Here is a 23,380-nt window from a genome sequence, read left to right as displayed (position 1 = left end):
CTAGAGCGACTTCTGCAGGAACAGCACGTCGAGGGTGCGGCCGAACTTCACGCCGACGCCCTTCAGGTGCCCGGCGTCCACGAAACCGTAGCGACGGTGCAGCGCGATCGACGCTCCGGCCGCCGTGGGCTCGATCACGGCGATGAGTTCGTGCAGCCCCGCCTGCACCGACGCCTCCAGCAGCGCCTCCAGCAGCGCCTTGCCGAGTCCGCGTCCTGCGGCATCGGGCCTCAGGTAGATCGTGTTCTCGGCGCTGAACCGATAGGCCGACTTCGCGCGCCAATGCTGGGCGTATGCGAAGCCGAGCACGGCGCCGTCGACGTCCGTCGCCACCAGGAACGGCAGCCCCGTCTCCGCGAGGAGCTCGCGCTTGTGCTCCCAGACCGCCAGATCCGTCTCCTCCTCGTCGAAGGTGACGGTGCTCGTGCGCACGTAGTGGTTGTAGATGTCCCTGATCGCGGGGAGATTCGAATCCTGCACCGGCCGGATCCGCGCGGGCGCGCTCGACGCATCCGTGCGGGCCTGCGGCGCGGCCGGGGTGTCGCTCATGCGATCCTCCAGTCGACGGGGTCCGCGCCCTGCTCCTCGAGCAAGGTGTTGACCCGCGAGAACGGCCGGGATCCGAAGAACCCGCGGCTCGCGGACAGCGGCGACGGGTGCGCGGAGGCGATGACCGGGGTCGAACCCAGCAGGGGGCGCAGCCCTTCGGCATCGCGGCCCCAGAGCACCGCAACGAGCGGGGCGTCGCGGGCGACGAGGCTGCGGATCGCGAGCTCGGTGACCTTCTCCCAGCCCCAGCCGCGGTGCGAGGCGGGTGTGCCCGGGCGCACCGTGAGCACCCTGTTCAGCAGCATGACGCCCTGATCGCTCCACGCAGAGAGATCGCCGTGCACGGCCGGCGCGATTCCGAGGTCGGTCTCCAGCTCGCGGTAGATGTTCCCGAGACTGCGCGGCAGCGGGCGCACCGCCTTGTCCACGGCGAAGGACAGGCCGATCGGATGCCCGGGGGTGGGATACGGATCCTGACCCACGATCAGCACCTTGACATCGGCCAGGGGGCGCGCGAACGCGCGCAGCACGTTCTGCCCGGCCGGGAGATAGCCGCGTCCGGCGGCCGTCTCAGCGCGCAGCCGGTCACCGAGTTCGGCGACGAGCGGCGCGACAGGTGCCAGGGCCTCCGCCCAGCCCGCATCGAGCTGGCCGTCCGCGGCGAGATCGGCGAGCGTCCTGGGCATCAGAGCGCCGCCCGATCGCTCGAGACGGTCACGCCCTCGGTTCCGGGGAACACCCGCCAGACGCTGCCCTCCCCCGCGATCCGCAGGCCCTCCGCGTCGGCGATGAGCACGGTGCTCTCGTCGATCCCCAGCCCGCCGTCGACGGCGCCGGCCTCGGTGGCGGCGATGAGGCGACTGAGCGTGCCCCACTGCGCGACGTGCACGTCGATCGACACGTCGACCAGGCCGATCCCAGGCACGACGGTGATCTCGTCGAGATCCTCGGCGGTCTCCTCCGGGGCGATCGCGACCTCTCCGATCCGCCAGCCGCCGAGGATCGCGCGCTCGGCGGCGATCATGGCACCGGCCGAAAAGCCGAGATACGGTGTGCCACCCTGCACCGCGGTGCGGATCACGTCATATCCGGCTTCGAGGGCCGCGTGGTAGGCCGGGGTCAGCCCGCCCCCGATCACGATCGCGTCGACATCGTCGAAGACACCCGGATCCACCAGATCCGTCAGTCCGACGGTCGTCACGCGGGTGTCGAGAGCGATCGCGCCGTCGCCGGTGAGCGCTTCGACGAGATCACCGGCGTGACCCGGATGAGCGTCCTCGCGCACGGTGACGACGGCCACGCGCGGCACGTCGACCCCCTTCGCGGCCGCGACGGCCTGCACCTCGGCGGTGAACGGCGCGAAGGCGGCGCGGCCGAAGCCGCCGCCGATCAGGTGCACGCCCATGGTCAGTCCTCCCCGCGCGGGCGCAGCGGCCCGCGCGCGAGCAGGTGCGCCGCGGCCTGGGCCACCGGGCGGATCACGACGAGGTCGAGGTTCACGTGCCCCGGCGCGTTCAAGGCGTAGGCGATCAGGTCGGCCACATCCGCAGCGACCAGCGGCGCCTCGACGCCCGAATAGACGGCCTCCGCGGCGACCTCATCGCCGCCGAGGCGGCGCAGGGCGAACTCCTCGGTGTGCACGAGACCCGGTGCGATCTCGGTGACCCGGATCGGCTCGCCGTTGAGCTCCTGGCGCAGCACCTGCGGGATCATCGACTCCGCCGCCTTCGCCGCGTTGTATCCGGATCCGCCCGGATACGACTGGCGGGCCGCGGTCGAGGTGAGGAACAGCAGGTCGGCGTGACCGCCGTGCGACGCGGCGGCACGCAGTTGCGGCAGCAGGGCCGCGGTGAGCTGCTGCACCGCGAGCACGTTCGCCTCGAACATCCACCGCCACTTCTCCGCGGATCCGTCCTCGACCCGCTCCGTGCCGCGGGCGCCACCCGCGACGTGCACGACCGCGTGCAGCGGTCCGGTCTGCGCCAGGTGCTCCGCGAGACCCGCGATCTGTTCCGCGTCGGTGAGGTCGGCGGCGTACGCCGTCGATCCGGTCTCCGCGGCGAGCGCCTGCAGGCGGTCCTCGCGGCGCGCGACGCCGACGACGTCCCAGCCACTCGCCCGCAGCGCCCGCACCGTCGCTTCGCCGATCCCGGTGCTCGCCCCCGTCACCACCGCACGTCTGCTGTTGTGGGGACTGTCGTTCATCGCGCTGTTCGCCATGCGTCAACGCTACGGGATCCACGCGCGCGCATCGACGACAGCCCATCGTCGATGCGACCTCCGGATCCGCGGAATCATGCGGCCGATCCCTGTTACGTCACATTTCCGCGGCCTTGTTGACAGCGGCCGCGGGTTCGTACTCTCGATACAACGCCACCGGTTCTCGCGCCCGTCGAAGCCACGGCCCACTGCCCTGCGACGCGGTTCGGTGTCGCTGATCCTGAAGGAGACACTCATGACCGCTGCAGAGAACTGGCGCTTCGAGACCAAGCAGATCCACTCCGGCGCTGCCCCGGATCCCGTCACCAAGGCCCGCGCCACGCCGATCTACCAGACCACGTCGTACGTGTTCGACAACGCGGACCACGCGGCGAACCTGTTCGCACTGGCCGAGTTCGGCAACATCTACACCCGCATCCAGAACCCGACGCAGGATGTGCTCGAGCAGCGCCTCGCCGCTCTCGAGGGCGGCACCGGCGCCCTCGTGCTCGCGTCGGGTCAGGCCGCCTCGACCTTCGCGATCCTCAACATCGCCCAGGCCGGTGACCACTTCGTCTCGAGTTCCTCGATCTACGGCGGCACCTACAACCTCTTCAAGTACACGCTCGCCAAGCTCGGCATCGAGGTCACGTTCGTCGAGAACCAGGACGACATCGAAGAGTGGCGCCGCGCGGTCCGTCCCAACACCAAGCTGTTCTTCGCGGAGACCATCGGCAACCCGCAGATCAACGTCCTCGACATCAAGGGCGTCGCCGGCGCCGCGCACGAGGCGGGCGTGCCGCTCATCGTCGACAACACGATCGCAACCCCGTACCTGATCCGCCCGTTCGAGCACGGCGCCGACATCGTCGTGCACTCGGTCACCAAGTTCCTCGGCGGCCACGGCACGACGATCGGCGGCGCGATCATCGACGGCGGCTCCTTCGCCTGGTCGCAGAACGTGGAGAAGTTCCCGGGTCTCACCGAGCCGGACCCGTCGTACCACGGCGCCAGCTACACGGCGGCCGTCGGCGATGGCCTCGCCTACATCATCAAGGCCCGCGTGCAGCTGCTCCGCGACCTCGGATCCGCGATCGCGCCGCAGAGCGCCTGGAACCTCATCCAGGGCATCGAGACGCTGTCGCTGCGCATCGAGCGCCACGTGCAGAACGCCCAGGAGATCGCCGAGTGGCTGGACGGCCGCGACGACGTCGCCAGCGTGAACTACTCGGGGCTGCCCACGTCGCCGTGGTACGCCGCCGCGAACACCTACGCCCCGAAGGGCGTCGGCGCGGTCCTCTCGTTCGAGCTGAAGGGCGGCGTGGACGCCGGCCGCGAGTTCGTGAACAGCCTCACCCTGTTCAGCCACCTCGCCAACATCGGCGACGTCCGGTCGCTGGTGATCCACCCGGCCTCCACCACGCACGCCCAGCTCACCCCCGAGCAGCAGCTCACCACGGGCGTGACCCCGGGCCTCGTGCGCCTGTCGGTCGGTCTCGAGAACATCGAGGACCTCAAGGCGGACCTGGATCAGGCCCTGGCCGCGGCGCGCAAGGTCTCCGAGGCCGCTCGCGCCTGACGACTCCTCCTCAGAGACGGGAGCGCCCCGGATCCGAGGATCCGGGGCGCTCCCGTGTTCGTGCGTGCATCGCCGTCCGAAGGCCGCTCGTCCATCGCTTCTCCGTGTTTCCCTCCTCTGAGCGTCTTCCCCTCCCCTGGTTGACGCTGCTACGGGGAGGGAATGGCGCCGCGGGGAGGGAAACACAGGTGTAGCGAAGAAGGAGGACCCACGCGGCTTACTCCGCACACGGCGACATCCCGTCCGAATCCTCACCGGTTGCGTGGACGGCGTCTCGTGGCCCGCACCGCGAGCGCACAATCGCGGAATGACGAAGACGCTCGGGATCACCGACGCCCGCGCGCTCGTGTGTTCTCGCGCGCAGCTGGAGTCGGGCGGGATGGGCGAGCGCGCGATCGACGCCGCCCTCGCGGCCGGCGCGCTGCTGCGGCTGCGGCGTGACTGCTACGTGGATGCTGCGGCCTACGAGGCGCTGTGGAGCGAGGGTCGCCACCTCGTCCAGACCGTCGCCGCTGCGAAGAACCTGGACGTTCACGGCGCCGTCTTCTGGGGCCCGTCTGCGGCCGTACTGCACGGTTTGCCGCTCTACCGCCTCAGCCCGGCGAACGTGCATACGGTGATCCGCGGCGCACATCACGGCCGCACGCGGGCAGGCGTCCTGCAGCACGAGGTGCCTCTCGGCGACGACGACGTAGTCGACATGGACGGTCTCTCCTGCACCTCGCTGGATCGCACGATCCTGGATCTGGCCTGCACCGTCTCTCCCGAAGCAGCCGTGTGCGCAGCGGACGCCGCACAGCGCCGCGAGACGATGGAGGGGATGCAGTTCGACGCGGGTCGCGCCGCCCTGTGGCATGCGCGCATGGCCGACCGCGCCGCCGTGAGCCGGGCTTGGGGAGTCCGGCGCGCTCGAGAGCTGCTCGCGTTCGCGGACGGCCGCGCTCAGCTGCCGGGCGAGAGCGTCAGCCGGCTGCACCTGCACCGCCTCGGCTTTCGCGATCTGCTTCTCCAAGTGCCGGTCACCGGCGCGGACGGCGACAGATACTGGTTGGATTTCGGATTTCCGCGCTCGAAGGTGTTCGGAGAATTCGATGGCCGCGGCAAGTATCTCGATGCTGATCTTCGCGGCGGGCGGACTGCGGACGAGGTCGTGCTCGATGAGAAGCGACGCGAAGACGATGTGCGCGGAGTCACCGGCTGGCGCTCCGCGCGCTGGCACGGCGCACACATTCGCACCGCCGAGATCCTGGGTCGGCGCCTCGCCCGCTTCGGTGTCTACCCGCCGGGCTGAGCCGTGCTCTTTTCCGGGCCGCGGCCCACGTTTCCACGGGCGTAGCACGAGGCACGGGCCAGTGGCGCCCGGCCGCCGAGCCAGCGTGCGCCCGGCCGCCCAGACACGAAGCCGCGCCCCGATCCGTAACCTTCCGCACCCACCCGGCCGCACCCGGGAGAATGGATCCATGGACTGGCAGACGACCTCGGAGGACACGGTGCCCTCGGCGCGCGTGTCGGAGGCGGACGCCCGCCTGCTGCGCGCCCGCCCGCCGTCCACCGGCGCCTGGCGCGACGGCGATCCGGCGGGCGATCGCCGGTTCGAGGCCTTCGGGCCGTTCCGCACCGAGGGAGGCGCGGAGCTTCCGCTGATCCGCATCGCGTACGAGTCCTGGGGCACGCTGAACGAGGCGCGCGACAACGCGATCCTCATCCTGCACGCGCTCACCGGAGACAGCCACGTGGTCGGCGAAGCCGGCCGCGGGCATGCCACGAGCGGCTGGTGGGGCGAGATCGTCGGCCCGGGCTGCGCCATCGACACCGACGAGTGGTTCGTGATCGCCCCGAACATGCTCGGTGGGTGCCAGGGATCCACCGGTCCCGCCAGCATCGCCCCTGACGGCTACGAATGGGCCTCGCGCTTCCCGTACCTCACGATCCGCGATCAGGTCGCCGCCCAGGTGCTGCTCGCGGACGCACTCGGCATCGAGCGCTGGGGCGCGGTGATCGGCGGATCCATGGGCGGCATGCACGCCCTGGAGTGGGCGGTGGGCCAGCCCGAGCGCGTCGAGAGGCTCGCGATCCTGTCCTCTCCCCCGGTGACGACCGCCGACCAGCTCGCGCTGAACTTCGTGCAGCTGGAGACGGTGCGGATGGATCCGCGTTTCGCGGGCGGCGAGTACTACGACGCGCCCGTCGGCGAGGGACCGCACCGCGGCCTCGCCCTGGCGCGGCGGATGGCGCTGCTGAACTACCGCAGCCCGATCGAGCTGAACCAGCGGTTCCAGCGCTCCTGGCAGTCCGACGTGTCGCCGCTCGGCCAGGGCGGTCGCTACGCCGTGGAGAGCTACCTCGACTTCCACGGCAACAAGTTCACCCGGCGCTTCGACGCGAACAGCTACCTCACGCTCGTGGAGGCGATGAACTCGCACGACATCGGGCGCGACCGCGGGGGCGTCGAGGATGCCCTCAAGCGGGTGACGGCGACGACGCTCGTGCTCGGCATCGACACCGACCGGCTGTTCCCGGTCGACGGTCAGCACCGCATCGCCCGGGGCATCCCGCACACACTGGACGGCAACGAAGCGGTCGTGCTCGCGAGCGACTTCGGTCACGACGGCTTCCTCATCGAGACCGACGGTGTCGGCCGGCATCTGGAGCGGCTGCTCGGCTCCTGACGCCGTGGCTCGGTCGGCCCTGCCGTGATGCGACGGTCCGTCCGCAATTCCGGGAGCCCGGGCCCCGCGCCCGCGGCGCGGCGCGTCGTCGGCGAGGCGCCGCCATCGATCAGCGGCGCTCGAACCGCCAGACCGGATCCTCTGCGACCAGGCGCTCCCTGGCGCCCGTCGCCGCACCGGCGAGCTCGTCGCCGTCCCAGAAGAAGAGGGTGCCCGCCGCGGTCGCCTGCATCCGGGTGCGGAAGACGGCCGGATCCTGAATGCGGGTCAGAGCCTCCTCCACGCCGGTCGCGCCGCACAGCGCGTCCAGGGTGCGCCAGGTCGGCGGCATCAGCGCGATCTCTCCGGCGTCCCGCGCGGCGAGCGCGGTCTCCGGCGTCATCCATCGGGTCGTGACCACCTCGTCCGCTGCCGAGCGGATCACGCCACCCGGATCCGCCGCGAGGAAGAACCATGTCCGCACACGCTTCGGGATCCCGGCCGGCGGCACCCAGCACGACAGGGGCACCAGTCGTTCGAGCTCCAGCCCCACCTCCTCAGCCGTCTCGCGCACGGCGGCGCGGCAGGCGTCCTCGAGTTCGTCGGCTCCCGGGATCCGATCACCCGGCTCGATCATGCCGCCGGGGAACACCCACGCGCCCGGGAACGAACCGCGGTCGGGGCGGCGCAGCAGCAGCACCTCCGTGCCCTCCACTGCGTCACGGAGGATCACCGCGGTGCCTGCGACGGGCAGGTCCTCGACGGCCGCATCACGATCAGGGGCGGAGCTCATCCGCCCATGCTAGGACGCGCCGGGGTTCGCTCCCCTGGCGGCTCGGCGATCGGGGCTTGTTCAGGCCAGGTCGCGCACCCGCACGGATCCGGTCTCGGTGTGGAAGCGGCGCTGCACGGCATACGAAGCGATCGCGATCCCGAGGCCCACGACGGCGAGCCCGGCACCCACCCAGGACGGCGCGGCGAAGCCCCAGCCCCACGCGATCACGAGTCCGCCGAGGAACGCGCCCAGGCTGTTGCCGATGTTCAGTGCGGAGTGGTTCAACGCCGCCGCGATGGACTGGTTGTCGCCGGCGACCTCCATGAGCCGGGTCTGGATCGCCGGGCTCAGGATCGACGAGAGCAGCGCCATCACGAACGAGAGCGGCACGAGCAGCCAGATCGAGAAGGACAGGATCGCGAGCAGCACGAGCACCACGGCCATCGCGCCGAGCCCCACCAGCAGGGTAAGCCTGAGGTTGCGGTCGCCGAAGACGCCGCCGAGCAGGTTGCCGATGGTCATGCCGAGCCCGAACACGACCAGCGTGACCGGCACCATCCATTCCGGCGCGCCCGCCCGCTCCGTGACGACGGGAGCGATGTAGCTGTAGACCGCGAAGAACCCGCCGAAACCGATGGCGCCGGTCGCAAGTGCGAACCAGACCTGGGGGCGGCGGAACACGCGCAGTTCGGCGCGGAAGGTGCGTCCGGGATCACCCTCGTGCTCCGGCACGAAGAGGGCGATGCAGACCGTGGCGAGCGCGAACACGATCGTGACGACGAGGAACGCGCTGCGCCATCCGACGTGCTGCCCGAGGTAGGTTCCCGCGGGCACGCCGACCACGTTCGCGATGGTGAGACCGGTCAGGATGAAGGCCACGCCCTTGGCGCGCTTGCCCGGGCCGAGCACGTCGGAGGCGACGAGCGCGCCGATCCCGAAGTAGGCGCCGTGCGGGAGCCCCGCGATGAAGCGGGCGAGCCCGACCGTCTCGAACGTCGGCAGCACGACGGCGAGGCCGTTGCCGAGAGTCAGCGCGATCGCAAGACCGATCATCACCTTGTGGCGGGGGAAGCGCGCGACGAGGCCGGCGATCGTGGGCGCGCCGAGCACGACGCCCAGCGCGTAGAGCGACACCAGGATGCCGGCGCGGCCGATCGCCTCATCCGGGTTCTGCGCCCAGAGCTCGGGCAGCAGGTCCTGCGCGATGTTGGGCAGCAGGCCCATCGCGACGAACTCGGTCATGCCGATGCCGAAGCTGCCGATGGCGAGGGAGAGGAGCGCCCGCTTCGCCGCACCCCTCGAGAGGCTCGAGGGTTTCATCCGTCCAGCTTAGAGGCTGCCGGACTCCTCGATGGCCTGCTCGAGACGCGCGATCTTGCCGTCGATCTCACCGGTGTAACCGGGGCGGATATCGGCCTTGAGCACGAGGGAGACCCGGGATCCGAACGGCATGACGGCCTCGGTGGCGCGCTTGACGACGTCCATGACGGTGTCCCAGTCGGGGCCCTCGATCTCGGTCGACATAAAGGGGGTAGGGAAGATGGGTGCTTTTCGAGCCATTTTGCGACCTCCGTCCGCGGAAATACGCGGATCTTGGGCCACCATATCTTAGACGAGCGATGTGAAATCACATCGAGGGGGCATGGTCAAACCGGACTCCCCCGCACGGTCGAGAAGGGCCTCGCCGCGCAAGACGGGCGTCAACGGCGTGTGCAGCAGCTCACGGGGCGTCTAGCGCTGTGGATGTATCCACGCCGCTGACCCGCGTCCGGGGCACAGACCGGTCTGACTCAGCGAGGTTCCGGGCGCACGGCAAGGAGGCTCAATGCAGGCACGCCAAGCTGGTGGGCCAGTGCATCAATCGAATCGAGAGTAAGGTTCCGCTCTCCCCGCTCGATTCCCGCAAGGTAGCGGGGCGTAACGCCGAGCTGCTCTGCCAACCTTTCCTGCGTCAGCCCCTTCGCGAGTCGGGTCTCCCGCACACGTGCGCCGAGAATCGACTTGAGGGGGATGACCACTACTCAAGCGTGTTCACTGGGAGTCATCGCTTCCAGGTACTTATCACTTCCATATACCGCCGCTGGCGACTATGATCGCGGTGTCTCTCCTGATCAGAGAGCGAGGCGATGTCATGGTCGATGAATACCCGAGGATGCAACGCCGCCTGACACGAAAGACGGTCACCGTTATCCTCGACGACGAATCGGAGGCCGCCTTGGATCTCCTGACGGCCGACACTACGTCCAAGTCCGCCGCCATCCGCGCGGCGATCGTCGAAGCGGCTGTACGCCTGCCTGAGCGTCCGCCGGTGCCCACGCACTTGAGGCACCTCCCCTATGCCCAGGCAATTGCAATCCACGATTCGATCACGAAGACGATCGCCGACTTCCCACCGCTTACCGCCGACCAGCGCGCACTCATCGCTTCCCTGTTTCACGACTCACGCGTCTTCAGGAGCGGCTCTTCGGATACATCAGTTGATCCGCCCACCGGTGGTCACGCGTGACCGCTGCGGACGACGAGATTCGGGCGCTGCTCAACGCCTATCGACAGCTCGGCGTCGATGTGTCATCGACCCTCATCTCCCGGGGTTGAAACTGCGTGAATCCTGAAGCGGATGGCGACGAGACCATCGAGTGGGTCTGGCCGCCGACCGCGCCGATCGGATATCGAGGCCTGCGGGAGTGGGTTCCTCCGGGAGCCCGGGTAAGACCAGGGATGCAGGTGCTGCTCGAACTGGCCGGTGACGGCGCCAACCCGGATTCTCCAGCATCCCGACGCTATGTGGGAACTCAGATACGGCGAAGCACTGGCGCAGCAGCCAGACGCACCGATGCGGTTCACCACTGATTCGGAACTGCTCGATGACCTCGACCGAATCGAGTCCTGGCCGATGAGCGTCAAGGAGCGCCGACAGGAGGAGATGAGTCGCCTTTGGGCCACGACGGTCGCCGATGCTGGAAACTCTCACTACCTCGGGATGGAGATCACCGAGCCCTATGGCAGTCGATTGGACGCGATCGAAGCCCGATGGGCGGCGCGTGACTTGGCTGGCGTCAACGAGACACATCTCTCTAATCGCGATATGGGAGACCTTCACGCACAATGGCGGCTCGTCGACGCCGAGGCGTGGGTATCGGCGGTACGGACAACGCGCGCAGGCGGGCCAATGTGGAAGGGGTGCGGGTCAGGCGTGGCCCGGTAGTGGCCCAGGGAGCCACAATTGCGGATGCACTCGCCCGGGTCTCGTCGCGCAGTGCCCTTGCTGTGCGTACAGTGTGGCCGTGAAAAACCAATGTCTGAGGTGGTTCATAGACTCGAGAGACCAAGTCCCGAGAGATGAACGGAGCGCCCGATGGCTCACCTGAAACAGCAGTTCAAGGATGCCTTGAGCTCCATCGAACCCGGCGACGACAAGGCCAATGCACCGGAGGCACATCGCCTGGTCCGCGAAGCGCTGGCGGCGGATACAAAGCTCGCCGAGTACGGAGTGAACTCGGTGCTGATCGGTTCGTACAAGCGAAGCGTGTCGATCAAGCGTGTGAAGGACGTTGACGTGTTCGTCCGCCTCCCCGATCTGCCGAGCGAGGTCACGTCGAAGGAGATCCTCGACCGGTTCTTCACCGTCCTTCATGCCGAGTTCGGCCGCGACGATGACGGTCACCAGCGGACCAAGCGTCAGGATCGAAGCCTGCAGGTGGCATTCCCCGAGTACGACCTCTACGTCGATGCCGTCCCCGCGCGGCCACATTGGGATGGCGACACGTGGGAGATCCCGCAGAAAGGCGATGACAACCAGTGGGTGCGCACCAACCCGGAGTCACTGACTTCTTTGTCGACCGCGATGAACGCCGCGCACGACGGTTTCTACGTCCCTACGGTCAAGCTGCTCCGTCAGACCAGGCGCGCGCTCCTCGGTAAGAAGAAGCCGGGGGGCTTCTTCTTCGAGGTCGCGACGTACCAGGCCTTCGCTTCGGGTCTGGTGTCGGGGAGCGATCACGCTGAGTACTACGTCTCAGCGCTCGACGAGGTGAGCAAGATTGTCGAGAACTTCGTCACCTACGGCATCGCGGTCAGCGACCCTACCCTCTCCGGACACACCATCAGCATCCGCGCGACCGATAACGAGCTGGAGACTGCGCGGATTCGATTCAACGACGCTGCTGTCGACGCACGGGACGCGCTCGGGGAGGAGGACGAGGGCAAGGCCGCGCTGGCATTCCAGAAGCTGCTCGGCAAGAACGGCGACGAGGACACCGTCTTCCCGATGCCGCCGGGCTTCAACGACGACGGTTCGAAGCGGGAGTTCGCGATCTCTGCTGGTGAGCGAGTCGTGCCGGCGGGCACCAGGACCTTCGGTTGACGATCACCGAATACGACGAGTACGTCGCATACTCGCGCCAGCATTTCGAGGAGGGCCTGATCCGCGCGGGCTTCATCGAAGGCGACGCAGGTTGGCGAGGCACGGTCGCGCATGCGGGCGGGGCGACGGAGGTCGCGATCTCGTTTCGGGCGCGGTTTCCGTTCCAGCCGCCACGAGTCGTTCCTGTCGATCCGGACAGCGTGACGTGGTCCTGGCATCGAGAACTCGACGGCGCGCTCTGTTTGGTCGCGGAAGATGACCATGACAATCTGTGGTGGACAGAGGCGTCGGCCTTTCTGGAGCATGTGACCGCCTGGTTCGAACAGGCCGATGCTGGGTGGCCCGATGATCGGCCCGATCTGGATCTCGAACGATACTTCCACCCGTCCGAGGACGAGCGTCTATATCTCTACGACGACCTCGCCGGTTACCCTAACGGCTTCGTGCGGTTTCGCCCGGGTAGCAACAACACGATGCGGATCGGGAGCGGCACGCGCCCGACAAAGGCGTCCAAGCGCAACAAGGACCGTTACGGTTATGTCGCCGATCTTGGAGAGATAGATGTTCCGCCGAGATCCTGGCAGGACGTTGCGGCCCGCATCGCCCCCGACGTGGACCTGGACCGCCGGATCCGGAACCATCTCGTCGACATAGTGGTGCTCATCTATCGACGCGGTATCCATGACGGTGCGATCGTCCTCGAGGTATGGCCGACGACAGACGGTGACATTGCCGTTCGGCGCCTTCGCGCGTCAGCCGATACCACTGCGGCGAGAACGGCACGCGCAGGTCTGGTTGCGCCCCTGCTCCACGATGCTCGGGTCGCGATCGTTGGCGTCGGCGCGCTCGGCTCCTTCACCGCAGACATGCTCGTGCGCGCCGGCGTACGTCACCTGATGCTCGTCGATCACGACATCGTCATGCCCGGCAACCTCATCCGCCATCTCGTCGGGCCGGAGATGGTGGGGTTGCCGAAAGTCACCGCGGTCAAGCGCCATCTGGCAGCCCGGCATGGGGTCGCCGGAGACGGTATCGAGGTATTCGATGCAGCCGTCTCGTCCGGCGACGTCGCCATGGAACTTCTCACCAGCAACGACCTGGTCGTGGACACCAGCGCCGACTTCGCCACGACCGCACTCCTGCATGTCGCGGCCAGGTCCGCGCGGAGACGGATCCTCTCCGCCTCAGTACAGAACGATGGCGCCACCTATCGCGTCGACCTGCTCCCGCCGCTCGAGGGGGCCAGCCCGCTACCGAGCTCGAGCATCGACGTCGGTCAGCATCTGCCCGCAGTATTCGAAGCCGGGTGCGGCAGTCCAATCTCGCCAACACCACCCCACGCGGTGGTCGAGGCGTCATCCGCGACCGTACGTCACATAATCGGTCTCCTCATCGGACGTCCCGTCGACCCCTCAGGGGAAGTACGAAACCTCGTCGAACCAGCAAGGACTACCCAATGACCCGATCCGCTCTAAGCATCGAAGTGCGTGCTGACGCTCACGCGACAATCGCATCCGAGACGGCGAGACGACTACCCCTCGAAACCGGCGGCATCCTCCTCGGGTACCGCGAGGCCGACAATCTAGTGATCACTCACGCTCTCGTTGTCGATGGCGGGGGCGCGACGAACAACCGATACGTCCGCGACGACGTTCGAGCGAACGAGCGCCTCAAAGAGTTCCTCTCGGATAGAGCAGAGGAGGACCCAATCGGCTATGTCGGAGAATGGCACAGCCATCCCGCGCCGTCTGGCCCGAGCACGATCGATCGCGATGCGATGCGCGCCGCCGCCAAGACCGCGGAAGGACCCATCGCGCTCCTCGTCTTCACGCCCGGAAATACTGGCGCGTACTTCGGCCTGATCGCACGACGTCAGCGGTTCGGGCGAGTCGTCGCGCGGGATGCGAACGTGACCTTGCCCGCGCCACGATTCGGTCAGCTTGGACCACTTCCCGATGGCGCAGTTCGCGGCGATGGCCCCGTGTTCATCTCCTACCGCCAGTCCGACGGGACGGAGCAAGCGGAGACATTAGAGAACTTGCTCAGGGCTGCAGGTCTCGTCGTGTGGAGAGACCGAATCGACCTGCGACCGGGGACGACCACCGACCGTCTCGAACAGGCACTCACCAAGGGACTTTCGGCAGGCGTGCTCATTGTGACTCCTGACATTGTCGACAGTGAGATCGTGCGAGAACGCGAACTCCCCCGGCTGCTTGAGCTCGACAAAGACCCCGCGTTCAGCCTGTGCATCGCCAACAAAATCGCACGACCAGGAAGCAAGTCGAAATGCGACTACGACGCCCCTGACCGACTGTTGCGGCTCACACAGGCCCGAACACTCGCGGACAAGAAGCAGGCTAACGTGCTCGACTCCGCGGGCGAGCTCGAAATCGTTCGTGACCTCCTCATGCACCGTATCGAACAGCGACGACCTGAGATCCGCGCCGAGGACCGGGACTTCGCCATTCGCATTCAAAGCCGCCCCGCTCCGGTCGCCGTAGATGCCGACGACGACGACTTGCATATCCGAATCAAGGAAGCCACCGAAGGACGGCTCCCGGCGCCCGACGGCGTCGAGCTCCTTCGAAAGACGCTCCCGCTCACCGGCGACGCCGTGTTCGCGGCAGGCGCCAGGCATGTGCAGATCTCCGGCGGAGCACACCTCTCGATCGGACTCGCGCTCGGAGCAGCATTGCCCGAAACCAAGATCAGCAACGTCGCCGTACTCGATGTGCACAACAACGTCTGGGAGTCCACACCAGCGAGCGACGATCCGGCAGTTACCCAACTCCACAGCGAGACGTTCCCGATCGAGGACGCTCGGGCGAGCAACGCAGCCAAAAGGGTTGCGATCTTCGTGACCCTGACGGCGGACCCAGATCTCACCGCGTTCGAGCGCCTCGTGGTCGAATCCGCGGAGGGGTTCGCCAGCGTAGAGATCATCTCCGTCACGACTTCCAATCGGATCGATCCGCTGGAAGCTGGTCGCCTCAGCCAAGCCGTCGCCCAGCACATCAAGCGCCTATCGGCCGAGCACGGGCGGGCCGAGGTACACCTCGCCTTCCATGGCCCCTTCCCCATGGCTGTGCTAGTAGGACGGTACCTGAACACGCTCCGCACCATCGCCTACGAATGGGACGGCGACACGATCAACGGCGCGCGCTACCGGCCAGCGATCGCCATCGAGCCCGGGGTCGCAGGCGGTCCGATCACTGAGGTCTTCCTGTAGTTGTCCACCCACGATGCGTGCGTACGAAGCGGCGTTCTGTTGCTTCGAACTCGCGTAACTAGCTCGGACTCCAGGTTGGGATTCGAATAGACGCGGCGGCGAGATGCACGCGCCATCCCGTCATAGATCACCCGCATCCACAAGCGTGGGATGAGCAGACAGGCCGCCCTAGCTGCTGATGAACACCCTGGATACCCTCACCAAGGCAAGCAGGGTACGCGTCTCGGGCGAGATGCGAATTGGAGTTCGCGTTGGTGGGGCCACTCGAAGTGACCCCACCAACGCTGGCGATTCTCCAGGCATCACGCTCTGCGCTGGTGTGTGTGCTCGAACGAGTCGGGCGGGCCTGGGCGCTCAGTCAATATACCTCGAGCATCCGCTTTCGCTCGAGAGCCGCGTAGAGATCGAACGTCTCCCAGTCGACGTTCCATCGTCGGCCCTTTGCGATCATACGATCCACCGATCTTGTTGTCGGCATTGCGTACCGTGAATATATGGTCTCGCGGAGGGATCGCGTTATGAACGGGCAGGAGAGCACATTGAGGTTAAGCAATGCCAACTCCGCGTCAACCAACGGACGATCTTGCATCTTGAGAATCCAGGCTTCGCACGCCTGACGAAGTTCAGGGTAGGCCTTTGACCGCTTCATGTGCAGAAGGAGACTGAACAATAGAAGTGCATTCATCGTGGGTGGCACGCGAAGCGTGCCACCCGATTCGGTGAACCCGCACAAATCTCCGAGTTCGCGCTCGGGAATTGCGTAGTTCGAGCCCAGGTCCGAGACACAGTCGATGAGTGTCGCCGTTACGGCATCCGGAGTCATCGAGCCTCTGGACCGCCTGAGCTGTTGTATCAACTCGTCACGAACCCGCATCTCGACTCGCTCACGATCGTGCGCGGGGACTTCATCTGAGCGCGCATAGCGCAAGAGCGAACTGCAAACTCGCGCGACTTTGACCGCTGGACTCATCCGAGGAGAGCCCGAGTAGACGAAGAAGACGAAATCCGTCAGCGCAAGCAGAGCAGAGGTGAGCGCCCGGTGATACCCAGATCTTTGCTGGCTACTGAGCTCGGGGCCATCGAGATCTCGCCTCGATCTACGCAGGAGCTTCTCGAATGAACGCTCCACACGAGCAAGCGCATAGTTCGCGAGTTCAAAGTGGCTAACGCCAGTGTCGAGCAAGATCGCTTTGTATCCAACGATCAACTCCCCTGCGTCAATGTATGGGCGGTCTATAACGTTCGGACTGGACTCTCGATTGCGGCGCTTGGTCGCTCGCCGCAACAGTTCGCGAGATCTCTCCTTGGCGATCGTCAGGGGCGACAGCCAAGGCGTGAACTCACCTTCTTCCTTGGAAGCGTTCAAGTGCAATTTGTACTTTCGCAGACTCCTCGAAAGCGCGTCAAGAACGAAAGGACGCTTGCTTTCATCTGCAAGGAAAATGAAGTAATCGTCGACGTACCGCAAGACCTCGTAATCCTCACCAAAAGTCATCCCGAGTTGGTCAAGTTGACTCGCGAGTTCGAGATCCACAGCCTGGAGAATTACTTCCGCGAAGAGCCGTGAAGCTTCGGATCCGATGGTAATCCCGCTCGTCTCCATGTGGTTGAGGCGTTGCATAAGTTTATCGAACGCACCACCAAACGTACGATCCAGATGCGAACCGAGATTTGCCTTCACGATGTCGTGACCGTGAGCCGCCCACGCAATCGAGTGGGTATAGATGCTGTCAAAACACTTCGCGACATCAACCTTGACCAGGTACCCAAATCGACGCTCACACGATCGGTACTCGGAAGAGTCGTAGAACTTGTAGACATTCGAATAGCGCTGATAGGTGAAGTATGAACGCAACCATTCATACTCGTGATCGTCGTGTTCGATGCTGTCGTGAGTTCGTCGTTGAATCGCGAACAGTGAGTCTCGAACGACCACGTAGGGCGCGACACGTGCCGGTCGTCTCAGCGAGAATTGACTCTTCGACGTGTGATAAATAATGAGATCTTCGAATCTCGCGTAGAAGTCCGCGATGTCCAACTGAGCCAGGGGATGTGGCACCGTCAGCGTACGGTAGTCATTTCTTCTGTGACGAACTGTGTACTGAAAAGGAATGGTTGGGATAGCAACTTGATCCGTAGGGAGAGAGATCGCGACACGTTCTCGGGACGCGCAGTTCCCCGGGAACGAAACTCGCCTGCCAAGAACGACCCCAAGGACTGCTTCGGTGGTGTCGTCAAGTTGCCTCGCATGGACTGCACCTGCCACGAAGCGCACATCTGCATCGCGAAGAAAATCGTAAAGGCCTCTGTTGGTAAACGATGGCGGCAATTCGTATGGAAGAACGTCGCTTAGCACTACACGCGCGAAGTGTTTCTGCAAGGGTCGCCGCTGCTTACGCAAGCCAAGCTCCCTTCAGTCGTTTCATGCGCGGCATCGACCAACGGTGAATCGTGCGCTGACGGAATCCGCGCACGAACGACAGATCTGCGACCTTCTGGTTGAGCCCGGGAGGCAATGAGGACTGCGAGGCCCGATGGTGAAGGTACCTATCCAATCCTGATAATGACTTCAGATCCGTTAGGTGCGGGTTAGAGAAGTAGATTCCAACGAGCGCATTGCGCTTGTTATGCGACAACCGAGTGTTGCCCGTCAGGAAGCGGAGTCGATCGAGCAACAAGCTTCTTCGCCCATGGTTCGCGTGATCTGCACGATCCCACGCGGAGAAAGTCTTATCAATGCGAGCTCGTATCGTCCTGTAGCGAGTGTCGGTCAACTTCACACCCACGCCAACCCCGCCTTGATACTGGATCTCATAGCCCAGGAACTCGAATTTTCCGAGCGAGTTACTGAGGAATTCTCGGTGAAGGACCTTCGTCGGGTTCAGAGAGAGATCGAGCTTCTGAAGCTCTGATTCGATTTCCGCGACTACCGCTCCCGCCGTGACGGCGCCCGCGCGTTCTTCTCCCCTCACCAAGACGATGTCGTCGACGTACCGTGCGAAGTAGAGTGTCCCTCGCGAATCTCGCAAGGCTCGGTCAGCTTGGGCGATGTAGAGCTCCGCGAGCTTCGCGCTCAGACCAACCCCAGCCGGAAGACCCCTCGCATCCCCAGTCAAAAGCTGCATTTCCGTGAGCAGCTTATCGATGAGGTGCCGGCACGACGGGCTAAGCGCTGACCGGTCAAGGTGAGAACGAAGTCGACCGTGATCAACACTGTCGTAAAAGTCCTTGACATCGGCACGAACAACGATCTTTGGGACGTTATTGTCAATGCTGCGTAGCAGCCCTGCGACAATCGATTGGCGCCCTCTCGGGCGGTTCGAGAGGCTTGACGCGACCACTCGCTGAAGGTGCTTGTCCGCGAAGAAGACCTCAGGGGTTCCCGCAATCGTATAGGTCTGACGTTTGCCCGCGATCACCCGTCCCTTGGTGAGGCCCCACACGAATGCGTCGGTCTCTACGCTTCCGATGAGTTCCTCACTCGTCGCGGCTAGCGAGGCTTCAAGCAGTTCGTCAGCGTCCTGTCGGGAAGATCGAGCAACGGCGTCCGGATTCGACTCCGGCGGACCGATGTACGGCACCGTTCCGTTTCGTTCTGCCAGCGCGCGTTGCCTCGCGTCGCGGGCCAGTTCATAGGCCCGACGCACGTTAGGGTACAACTGAAGGCGATCGCGTCCGCGTCGCGCCTCCAGGTCCCATATCTTGCGCAGGTTCTTCGTCGAAAAACTCTGGTCCAATCTCCGGCCTCCTCGCCTGAGCCTATCGGCCGGTGAGCACGATGTCCGAGAAGCCCAGTGCGCCAGACCAGGCCATCGCAAACGGTGCCTGAAGCTCGACCGAACTTGGTCGCTCCCTAATTCGCCTATGCGGAAGCGAGCCTCCCGGGCACACCACGGTGTTGCTCGAGCTTGGCGACGGCTCGATCTTGTCAAGCCGCATCCAGTGACTAGAGAAACGATCCGTTTCTGACCGCTATCGGACTCGGGCCGTCAAAGCTCAGTTGTCCCGTCGATGGCACGCTCAAGCCTCTCGATCTTCGCGTCGATCTCCCCCTCGTAGCCCGGCCGAATGTCAGCCTTGATCACGAGCGAGATCCGCGATCCGAACGGCTCCACCGCCTCGGTTGCGCGCTTGACGACATCGAACACCTCATCCCAGGTGCCTTCCAGTTCCGTAAACATGCTCGAGGTTCTCGACGGCAGGCCTGAGTCGCGGACGACTTTCACCGCAGCAGCTACCGCGTCATGGACGGAACCGTCCGCACGACCAGTACCTGACGGGGCGACGGAGAATGCAATCAACATGATGAGGTCCTCTCTCAAGCGGCGGCGCGGTCGAAATCCGAACCATGCCTTAGACGATCCATATTCGTGAACATGCTCGTGGTGCGGTGTGCGAGCCCGGAGGCGCGGACCACGGCCACGGCGGCGGCGACGGCGTCGTGCACCGAGGCGTCGGCGTTCTCGGCGCGGTCGGGAGCGGATCCGCCCTGCGGCGAACCGGACGGGGCGACGGAGAAGGCGACGAGCATCAGGACCTCCGGGTTTCGGGGAGTTCGGCGACGAGGAACGCTCTGCGGCGCACCGGGGTGCGCACGATCGCGCGGATCGCGATCACACAGATGACGACGACGAGGATGTTGCGGGCGCTGAGCAGCGCGATCGGCAGGGCCTGCGCCGCCAGCAGCTGGTCGTACACGACAGGGTAGACCGCCTGGGTGAGCGCGTAGTCGAGGAGCACGAGGATCGCCGGGATCCGCACGCGAGGACCGTCGAGGAGGCACCACAGCACGAGCGGGGCGAGCATCCACACCTGGAACTGCGGCGAACCGACCTTGTTGCACGCGATCAGGACGGCGACGAGGGCGAGCATGGTCGCCGGCAGCAGACGCCTCGCCGAGGCGCCGGCGCGCAGCTTCCATAGGGCGAGCGCCGCCACGGCGACCACGCCCAGCACCATGAGCGGGGTGAGCAGCGCAGCGACGACGTCGACGCCGGGACCTGCGAGCTGGAACGTGAGGATCTGGCGGTCGTACTGGATCCGAGTGACCCCGACCTGGGTGAGCCACAGCAGCGGCGTTGCGCCGACCGCCTCGATCTGCAGCCCGCGGCCGCTCATCTGGCTGAGGAAGCCGAGGAGGTTCCTGGATCCGCCCAGCAGCACGAGCCCGAGCACGACCGCGAACGTGACGATCGCCGCCGAGGCGAGCATGCGAATCCGGCCACGCAGCAGTGCAAGAGCCGCGACGAACAGGGCACCGGGCCAGATCTTGATCCAGGCTCCGATCGTGAACAGCGCGCTCGCAACCGCGGGGCGGGAGAACAGCCACAGACCGCCGATGATCGCGAGCGGCACGGTGATCGCGTCGATCCGGAACATCGCGATGGGGCCGAGCAGGACGAGCGCGACCATCCAGAGCAGGGCGGCGCCGCGGCGGATCCGGCTGCGGCGCGCCCTGGTGCCGCGCAGCAGGAATGCGAATCCGACCGCGTCGAGCGCAGTCACCAGGATCGACCAGGCGACGACGTAGCTCGCGGATCCGACGGCGTAGGACCCGGGGAACAGCGGATGGATGAGCTGCGACAGCCCTTGGGCGATGAGCATGGGCACGAGGGCGAGCTGAGGGTAGACCCAGCTCTCCGTGATGCCGACGATCGCGCCGCCGCCGAGAGCGTTGCGCGCCCACGGCTCGTACACGAAGACGGTGTCGCCCATCGGCAGCGCGGGCATCCGCCACCCGATCATCGAGACGTACAGATGCGCGATGACGAATGCCAGCCACAGCACGGTGAGCGGCAGGCCCGCGCGACGCACTGCGGACGCCTTCGGCGAATCGTCGCGACGGCTCGGTTCGGCGCGGATCGCGCCCGTCGGCTCGGCATCGGTCACGAGCGGTCCTCCTGGGTCTCTTCGTCGTGTTCGTCGTCGACGCGCCCCCGCTCGTCGCCGTTGCGGACCAGCGCGATGGCCGCCGGCAGCCCTTCCGCTACCTGGAGTGCGACGATCGGGCGCCCGGGGCCGCCCGATGCGATCCGCCCGGCAAGCCCGTGCAGCCACGCCGCAGCGGCAACCAGCTCGGCGAGCGCCGTGGTCCCGCCCGCCGCACGGTCGGCGGCGACGAGCGCGCCGATCACGCCGGCCAGCACGTCGCCGGTGCCGGCCGTGGCCAGCCACGGCGTCCCCGCATCGACGGCGAACACGCCGGTGGCGTCGGCGATCAACGTGGTCGCGCCCTTGAGCAGCACCGCGCCGCCCAGCGCCTCGGCGGTCTCGTTCACCGCGTTCGCGCGCGCTGACGGATCCCGCAGGGCATCAGGGACGAGCTCGCCGAGTCCCAGCTGCGCCCGCAGCCGCACGAACTCCTCCGCGTGCGGCGTGGCGATCACCGGGGCGTTCGCTGCAGGAAGCAGATCCAGCGCTCCCGCGTCGACGACGACGGGGGCCGCACCGTCCAGCAGCGCACGCAGCGCGGTGGTCTCCGACTCCGAGCGGGTCGCGGCATCGGTGCCGGAGCCGATGACCCAGGCCTCGGCCCGGATGGCGGCGGAGCCGGGCTCGGTCGCGACGGTCTCGGGGCGTCGCGCGAGCACGAGGTCCGCGGCCCGCCGCGGGCCGACGTAGCGCACGTAGCCGCAGCCGGCGCGCCACGCGCCCTCCACGCCGAGCACGGCCGCGCCCGGGTACGCGTCGGATCCGGTGCGCAGCGCGACGACGCCGCGGCTGCGCTTGTCGGAGTCGGCGCTCGGCGCGCGCAGCAGTGCGCGGGTGCGGTCGTCCGACCACGGGCGCACCGGACCGGCGAAGAAAGGCATGCGTCAACGGTACTGGGCCGCGGCTGTGCGCGCCGCCGAGGGATCCGGATGATGCGGATCCGCGGATCCGCCCCCCGACCTGTCCGGCGACCGGTAGCGTCGGACCGTGAGCCACCTGTTCTCCCCGCTGACCATCCGATCCGTCACCTTGAGCAACCGCCTGTGGGTCTCGCCCATGTGCATGTACAGCGCCGTCGACGGCGTGCCGCAGGAATGGCACCACGCCCATCTCGCGCAGTTCGCCTCCGGCGGTGCGGGCCTCATCGTGGCCGAAGCCACCGCTGTCGTGCCGGAGGGCCGGATCAGCCCGCGCGACACCGGTCTGTGGAACGACGCGCAGCGCGACGCCTGGGCGTCGATCGTCGACGCGGTGCACGCGCGCGGCGCCCGGATCGGGGTGCAGCTCGCACATGCCGGCCGCAAGGCCTCGACCTGGTGGCCGTGGGCCGAGGAGCGCGGATCCGTCCCCGCAGCCCAGGGCGGCTGGACCACGGTCGCACCCTCGGCGATCGCGTTCGAAGGCTTCGACGCGCCCGAGGCCCTCGACGCGTCGGGCATTGCCGGCGTCGTCGACGCGTTCGCGGTGGCCGCACGCCGCGCCCTCGCCGCGGGCTTCGACGTGCTGGAGATCCACGGCGCGCATGGGTACCTGCTGCACCAGTTCCTCTCGCCGCTCAGCAACCACCGCGACGACGCGTATGGCGGCTCGCTCGAGAACCGCGCCCGGCTCCTGCTCGAGGTCACCGACGCGGTGCGCCGGGTCGCGGGCGACGAGGTACCGGTGTTCATGCGGATCTCCGCCACCGACCACGCCCCGGGCGGCTTCACGCCGGACGAGGCCGCCGTGGTGGCGGAATGGGCGGTCGAGCACGGCGCGGATCTCATCGACGTCTCCAGCGGCGGGCTCGTCGCCCACCAGCGCATCGAAGTCCACCCGGGTTACCAGGTGCCGCTCGCCGCGGCCGTGCGCCAGGGCGGCAGGATCCCCTCCTCCGCCGTGGGGCTGCTGACGAGCGGCGCCCAAGCCGAGTCCGTGCTCGCCGAGGGTGCGGCGGACGCGATCTTCGCCGGACGGGAGTGGCTGCGCGATCCGCACTTCGGGCTGCGCGCCGCGCACGAACTCGGCGAAGAGGTCGCCTGGCCCGACCAGTATCTGCGCGCCCGCTGGCACTGAGCAACAAGGGGTCGTCGAGCGCATCGCTCGCTCAACGACCCCTTGAGGCGAG

Annotated in this window: 22 protein-coding genes and 1 pseudogene; 9 read left to right on the top strand and 14 right to left on the bottom strand. The window is 66.7% G+C overall.

Annotated features, from left to right (window positions below; genetic code table 11):
• From AC1DCT_RS17365 to AC1DCT_RS17350, 4 genes are read right to left on the bottom strand one after another with little or no spacing between them, the layout of a single operon-like run.
• Nucleotides 1–549 (bottom strand): N-acetyltransferase family protein, encoded by a 549-nt coding sequence (locus AC1DCT_RS17365; protein WP_477430472.1) that lies wholly within the window; start codon nt 547–549, stop codon nt 1–3.
• Entirely contained in the window at nt 546–1,235 is a 690-nt protein-coding gene (locus tag AC1DCT_RS17360) for a uracil-DNA glycosylase (RefSeq protein WP_441976744.1), read from the bottom strand. The genes AC1DCT_RS17365 and AC1DCT_RS17360 overlap by 4 nt, the downstream gene beginning before the upstream one ends.
• Entirely contained in the window at nt 1,235–1,954 is a 720-nt protein-coding gene (locus tag AC1DCT_RS17355; protein ID WP_441976743.1) for a Type 1 glutamine amidotransferase-like domain-containing protein, read from the bottom strand. Before AC1DCT_RS17355 ends, AC1DCT_RS17360 begins: the two co-directional genes overlap by 1 nt.
• Before the next feature lie 2 nt (nt 1,955–1,956).
• Entirely contained in the window at nt 1,957–2,769 is an 813-nt protein-coding gene (locus AC1DCT_RS17350) for an SDR family oxidoreductase (protein ID WP_441976742.1), read from the bottom strand.
• 235 nt (nt 2,770–3,004) lie between these two features.
• Between AC1DCT_RS17350 and AC1DCT_RS17345 the strand changes: the two genes are divergently transcribed.
• From AC1DCT_RS17345 to metX, 3 genes are all read left to right on the top strand, one after another.
• Entirely contained in the window at nt 3,005–4,327 is a 1,323-nt protein-coding gene (locus AC1DCT_RS17345; protein ID WP_440732268.1) for a bifunctional o-acetylhomoserine/o-acetylserine sulfhydrylase, read from the top strand.
• Nucleotides 4,328–4,634: 307 nt separating this feature from the next.
• Entirely contained in the window at nt 4,635–5,618 is a 984-nt protein-coding gene (locus tag AC1DCT_RS17340; protein ID WP_477430471.1) for a hypothetical protein, read from the top strand.
• 169 nt (nt 5,619–5,787) lie between these two features.
• A complete protein-coding gene (gene metX, locus AC1DCT_RS17335) occupies nt 5,788–6,996 on the top strand; it encodes a homoserine O-acetyltransferase MetX (RefSeq protein WP_477430470.1) in 1,209 nt (402 codons plus the stop codon).
• 109 nt (nt 6,997–7,105) lie between these two features.
• Here the strand turns inward: metX and AC1DCT_RS17330 are convergent, their stop codons facing one another.
• The 4 genes from AC1DCT_RS17330 to AC1DCT_RS17315 all read right to left on the bottom strand — a co-directional run bounded on the left by AC1DCT_RS17330 (nt 7,106) and on the right by AC1DCT_RS17315 (nt 9,768).
• On the bottom strand, nt 7,106–7,768 hold the full coding sequence (locus AC1DCT_RS17330) for an NUDIX hydrolase (RefSeq protein ID WP_477430469.1): 663 nt from the start codon (nt 7,766–7,768) through the stop codon (nt 7,106–7,108).
• A gap of 60 nt (nt 7,769–7,828) precedes the next feature.
• On the bottom strand, nt 7,829–9,070 hold the full coding sequence (locus AC1DCT_RS17325; RefSeq protein WP_440732272.1) for an MFS transporter: 1,242 nt from the start codon (nt 9,068–9,070) through the stop codon (nt 7,829–7,831).
• Nucleotides 9,071–9,079: 9 nt separating this feature from the next.
• Nucleotides 9,080–9,355 carry a thiamine-binding protein gene (locus AC1DCT_RS17320; protein ID WP_477430468.1) on the bottom strand — a complete coding sequence of 92 codons (276 nt, stop codon included), beginning with the start codon at nt 9,353–9,355 and terminating at the stop codon, nt 9,080–9,082.
• Between the two features lie 185 nt (nt 9,356–9,540).
• Nucleotides 9,541–9,768 carry a helix-turn-helix domain-containing protein gene (locus AC1DCT_RS17315; protein ID WP_477430467.1) on the bottom strand — a complete coding sequence of 76 codons (228 nt, stop codon included), beginning with the start codon at nt 9,766–9,768 and terminating at the stop codon, nt 9,541–9,543.
• A gap of 113 nt (nt 9,769–9,881) precedes the next feature.
• On the opposite strand from AC1DCT_RS17315, the gene AC1DCT_RS17310 reads away from it, so the two are divergent.
• The 5 genes from AC1DCT_RS17310 to AC1DCT_RS17290 all read left to right on the top strand — a co-directional run bounded on the left by AC1DCT_RS17310 (nt 9,882) and on the right by AC1DCT_RS17290 (nt 15,342).
• The gene (locus AC1DCT_RS17310) at nt 9,882–10,256 is read left to right on the top strand and encodes a ribbon-helix-helix domain-containing protein (protein ID WP_477430466.1); all 375 of its coding nucleotides are present in this window, start codon (nt 9,882–9,884) and stop codon (nt 10,254–10,256) included.
• A gap of 237 nt (nt 10,257–10,493) precedes the next feature.
• The gene (locus tag AC1DCT_RS17305; RefSeq protein WP_477430465.1) at nt 10,494–10,955 is read left to right on the top strand and encodes a hypothetical protein; all 462 of its coding nucleotides are present in this window, start codon (nt 10,494–10,496) and stop codon (nt 10,953–10,955) included.
• 150 nt (nt 10,956–11,105) lie between these two features.
• Nucleotides 11,106–12,113 (top strand): SMODS domain-containing nucleotidyltransferase, encoded by a 1,008-nt coding sequence (locus tag AC1DCT_RS17300; RefSeq protein WP_477430464.1) that lies wholly within the window; start codon nt 11,106–11,108, stop codon nt 12,111–12,113.
• Entirely contained in the window at nt 12,110–13,573 is a 1,464-nt protein-coding gene (locus AC1DCT_RS17295; RefSeq protein WP_477430463.1) for a HesA/MoeB/ThiF family protein, read from the top strand. Before AC1DCT_RS17300 ends, AC1DCT_RS17295 begins: the two co-directional genes overlap by 4 nt.
• Entirely contained in the window at nt 13,570–15,342 is a 1,773-nt protein-coding gene (locus AC1DCT_RS17290) for an SAVED domain-containing protein (protein ID WP_477430462.1), read from the top strand. Before AC1DCT_RS17295 ends, AC1DCT_RS17290 begins: the two co-directional genes overlap by 4 nt.
• A gap of 358 nt (nt 15,343–15,700) precedes the next feature.
• Here AC1DCT_RS17290 and drt3b read toward each other — a convergent pair whose 3' ends face one another.
• From drt3b to AC1DCT_RS17260, 6 genes and pseudogenes are all read right to left on the bottom strand, one after another.
• Complete coding sequence (drt3b, locus tag AC1DCT_RS17285; protein WP_477430516.1) at nt 15,701–17,698, bottom strand: antiviral reverse transcriptase Drt3b; 1,998 nt, start codon at nt 17,696–17,698, stop codon at nt 15,701–15,703.
• A 37-nt stretch (nt 17,699–17,735) separates the two neighbouring features.
• Entirely contained in the window at nt 17,736–19,079 is a 1,344-nt protein-coding gene (gene drt3a / locus AC1DCT_RS17280; RefSeq protein WP_477430461.1) for an antiviral reverse transcriptase Drt3a, read from the bottom strand.
• A 252-nt stretch (nt 19,080–19,331) separates the two neighbouring features.
• Entirely contained in the window at nt 19,332–19,646 is a 315-nt protein-coding gene (locus AC1DCT_RS17275; protein ID WP_477430460.1) for a thiamine-binding protein, read from the bottom strand.
• Between the two features lie 56 nt (nt 19,647–19,702).
• Nucleotides 19,703–19,873, bottom strand: a pseudogene (locus AC1DCT_RS17270) (thiamine-binding protein); the annotation flags it as partial.
• On the bottom strand, nt 19,873–21,231 hold the full coding sequence (locus AC1DCT_RS17265) for a hypothetical protein (RefSeq protein WP_477430459.1): 1,359 nt from the start codon (nt 21,229–21,231) through the stop codon (nt 19,873–19,875). The gene AC1DCT_RS17265 and the pseudogene AC1DCT_RS17270, both read right to left, overlap by 1 nt.
• Nucleotides 21,228–22,154 carry an ADP-dependent NAD(P)H-hydrate dehydratase gene (locus AC1DCT_RS17260; protein WP_477430458.1) on the bottom strand — a complete coding sequence of 309 codons (927 nt, stop codon included), beginning with the start codon at nt 22,152–22,154 and terminating at the stop codon, nt 21,228–21,230. The genes AC1DCT_RS17265 and AC1DCT_RS17260 overlap by 4 nt, the downstream gene beginning before the upstream one ends.
• Nucleotides 22,155–22,260: 106 nt before the next feature.
• Between AC1DCT_RS17260 and AC1DCT_RS17255 the strand changes: the two genes are divergently transcribed.
• Nucleotides 22,261–23,328 (top strand): NADH:flavin oxidoreductase/NADH oxidase, encoded by a 1,068-nt coding sequence (locus AC1DCT_RS17255; RefSeq protein ID WP_477430457.1) that lies wholly within the window; start codon nt 22,261–22,263, stop codon nt 23,326–23,328.
• Nucleotides 23,329–23,380 lie beyond the last annotated feature (52 nt).

This window comes from Microbacterium sp. 10L49 (assembly GCF_056395125.1).
Note: the sequence above shows the minus strand (reverse complement) of the source record. Positions and strands in the feature narration are given on the sequence as shown.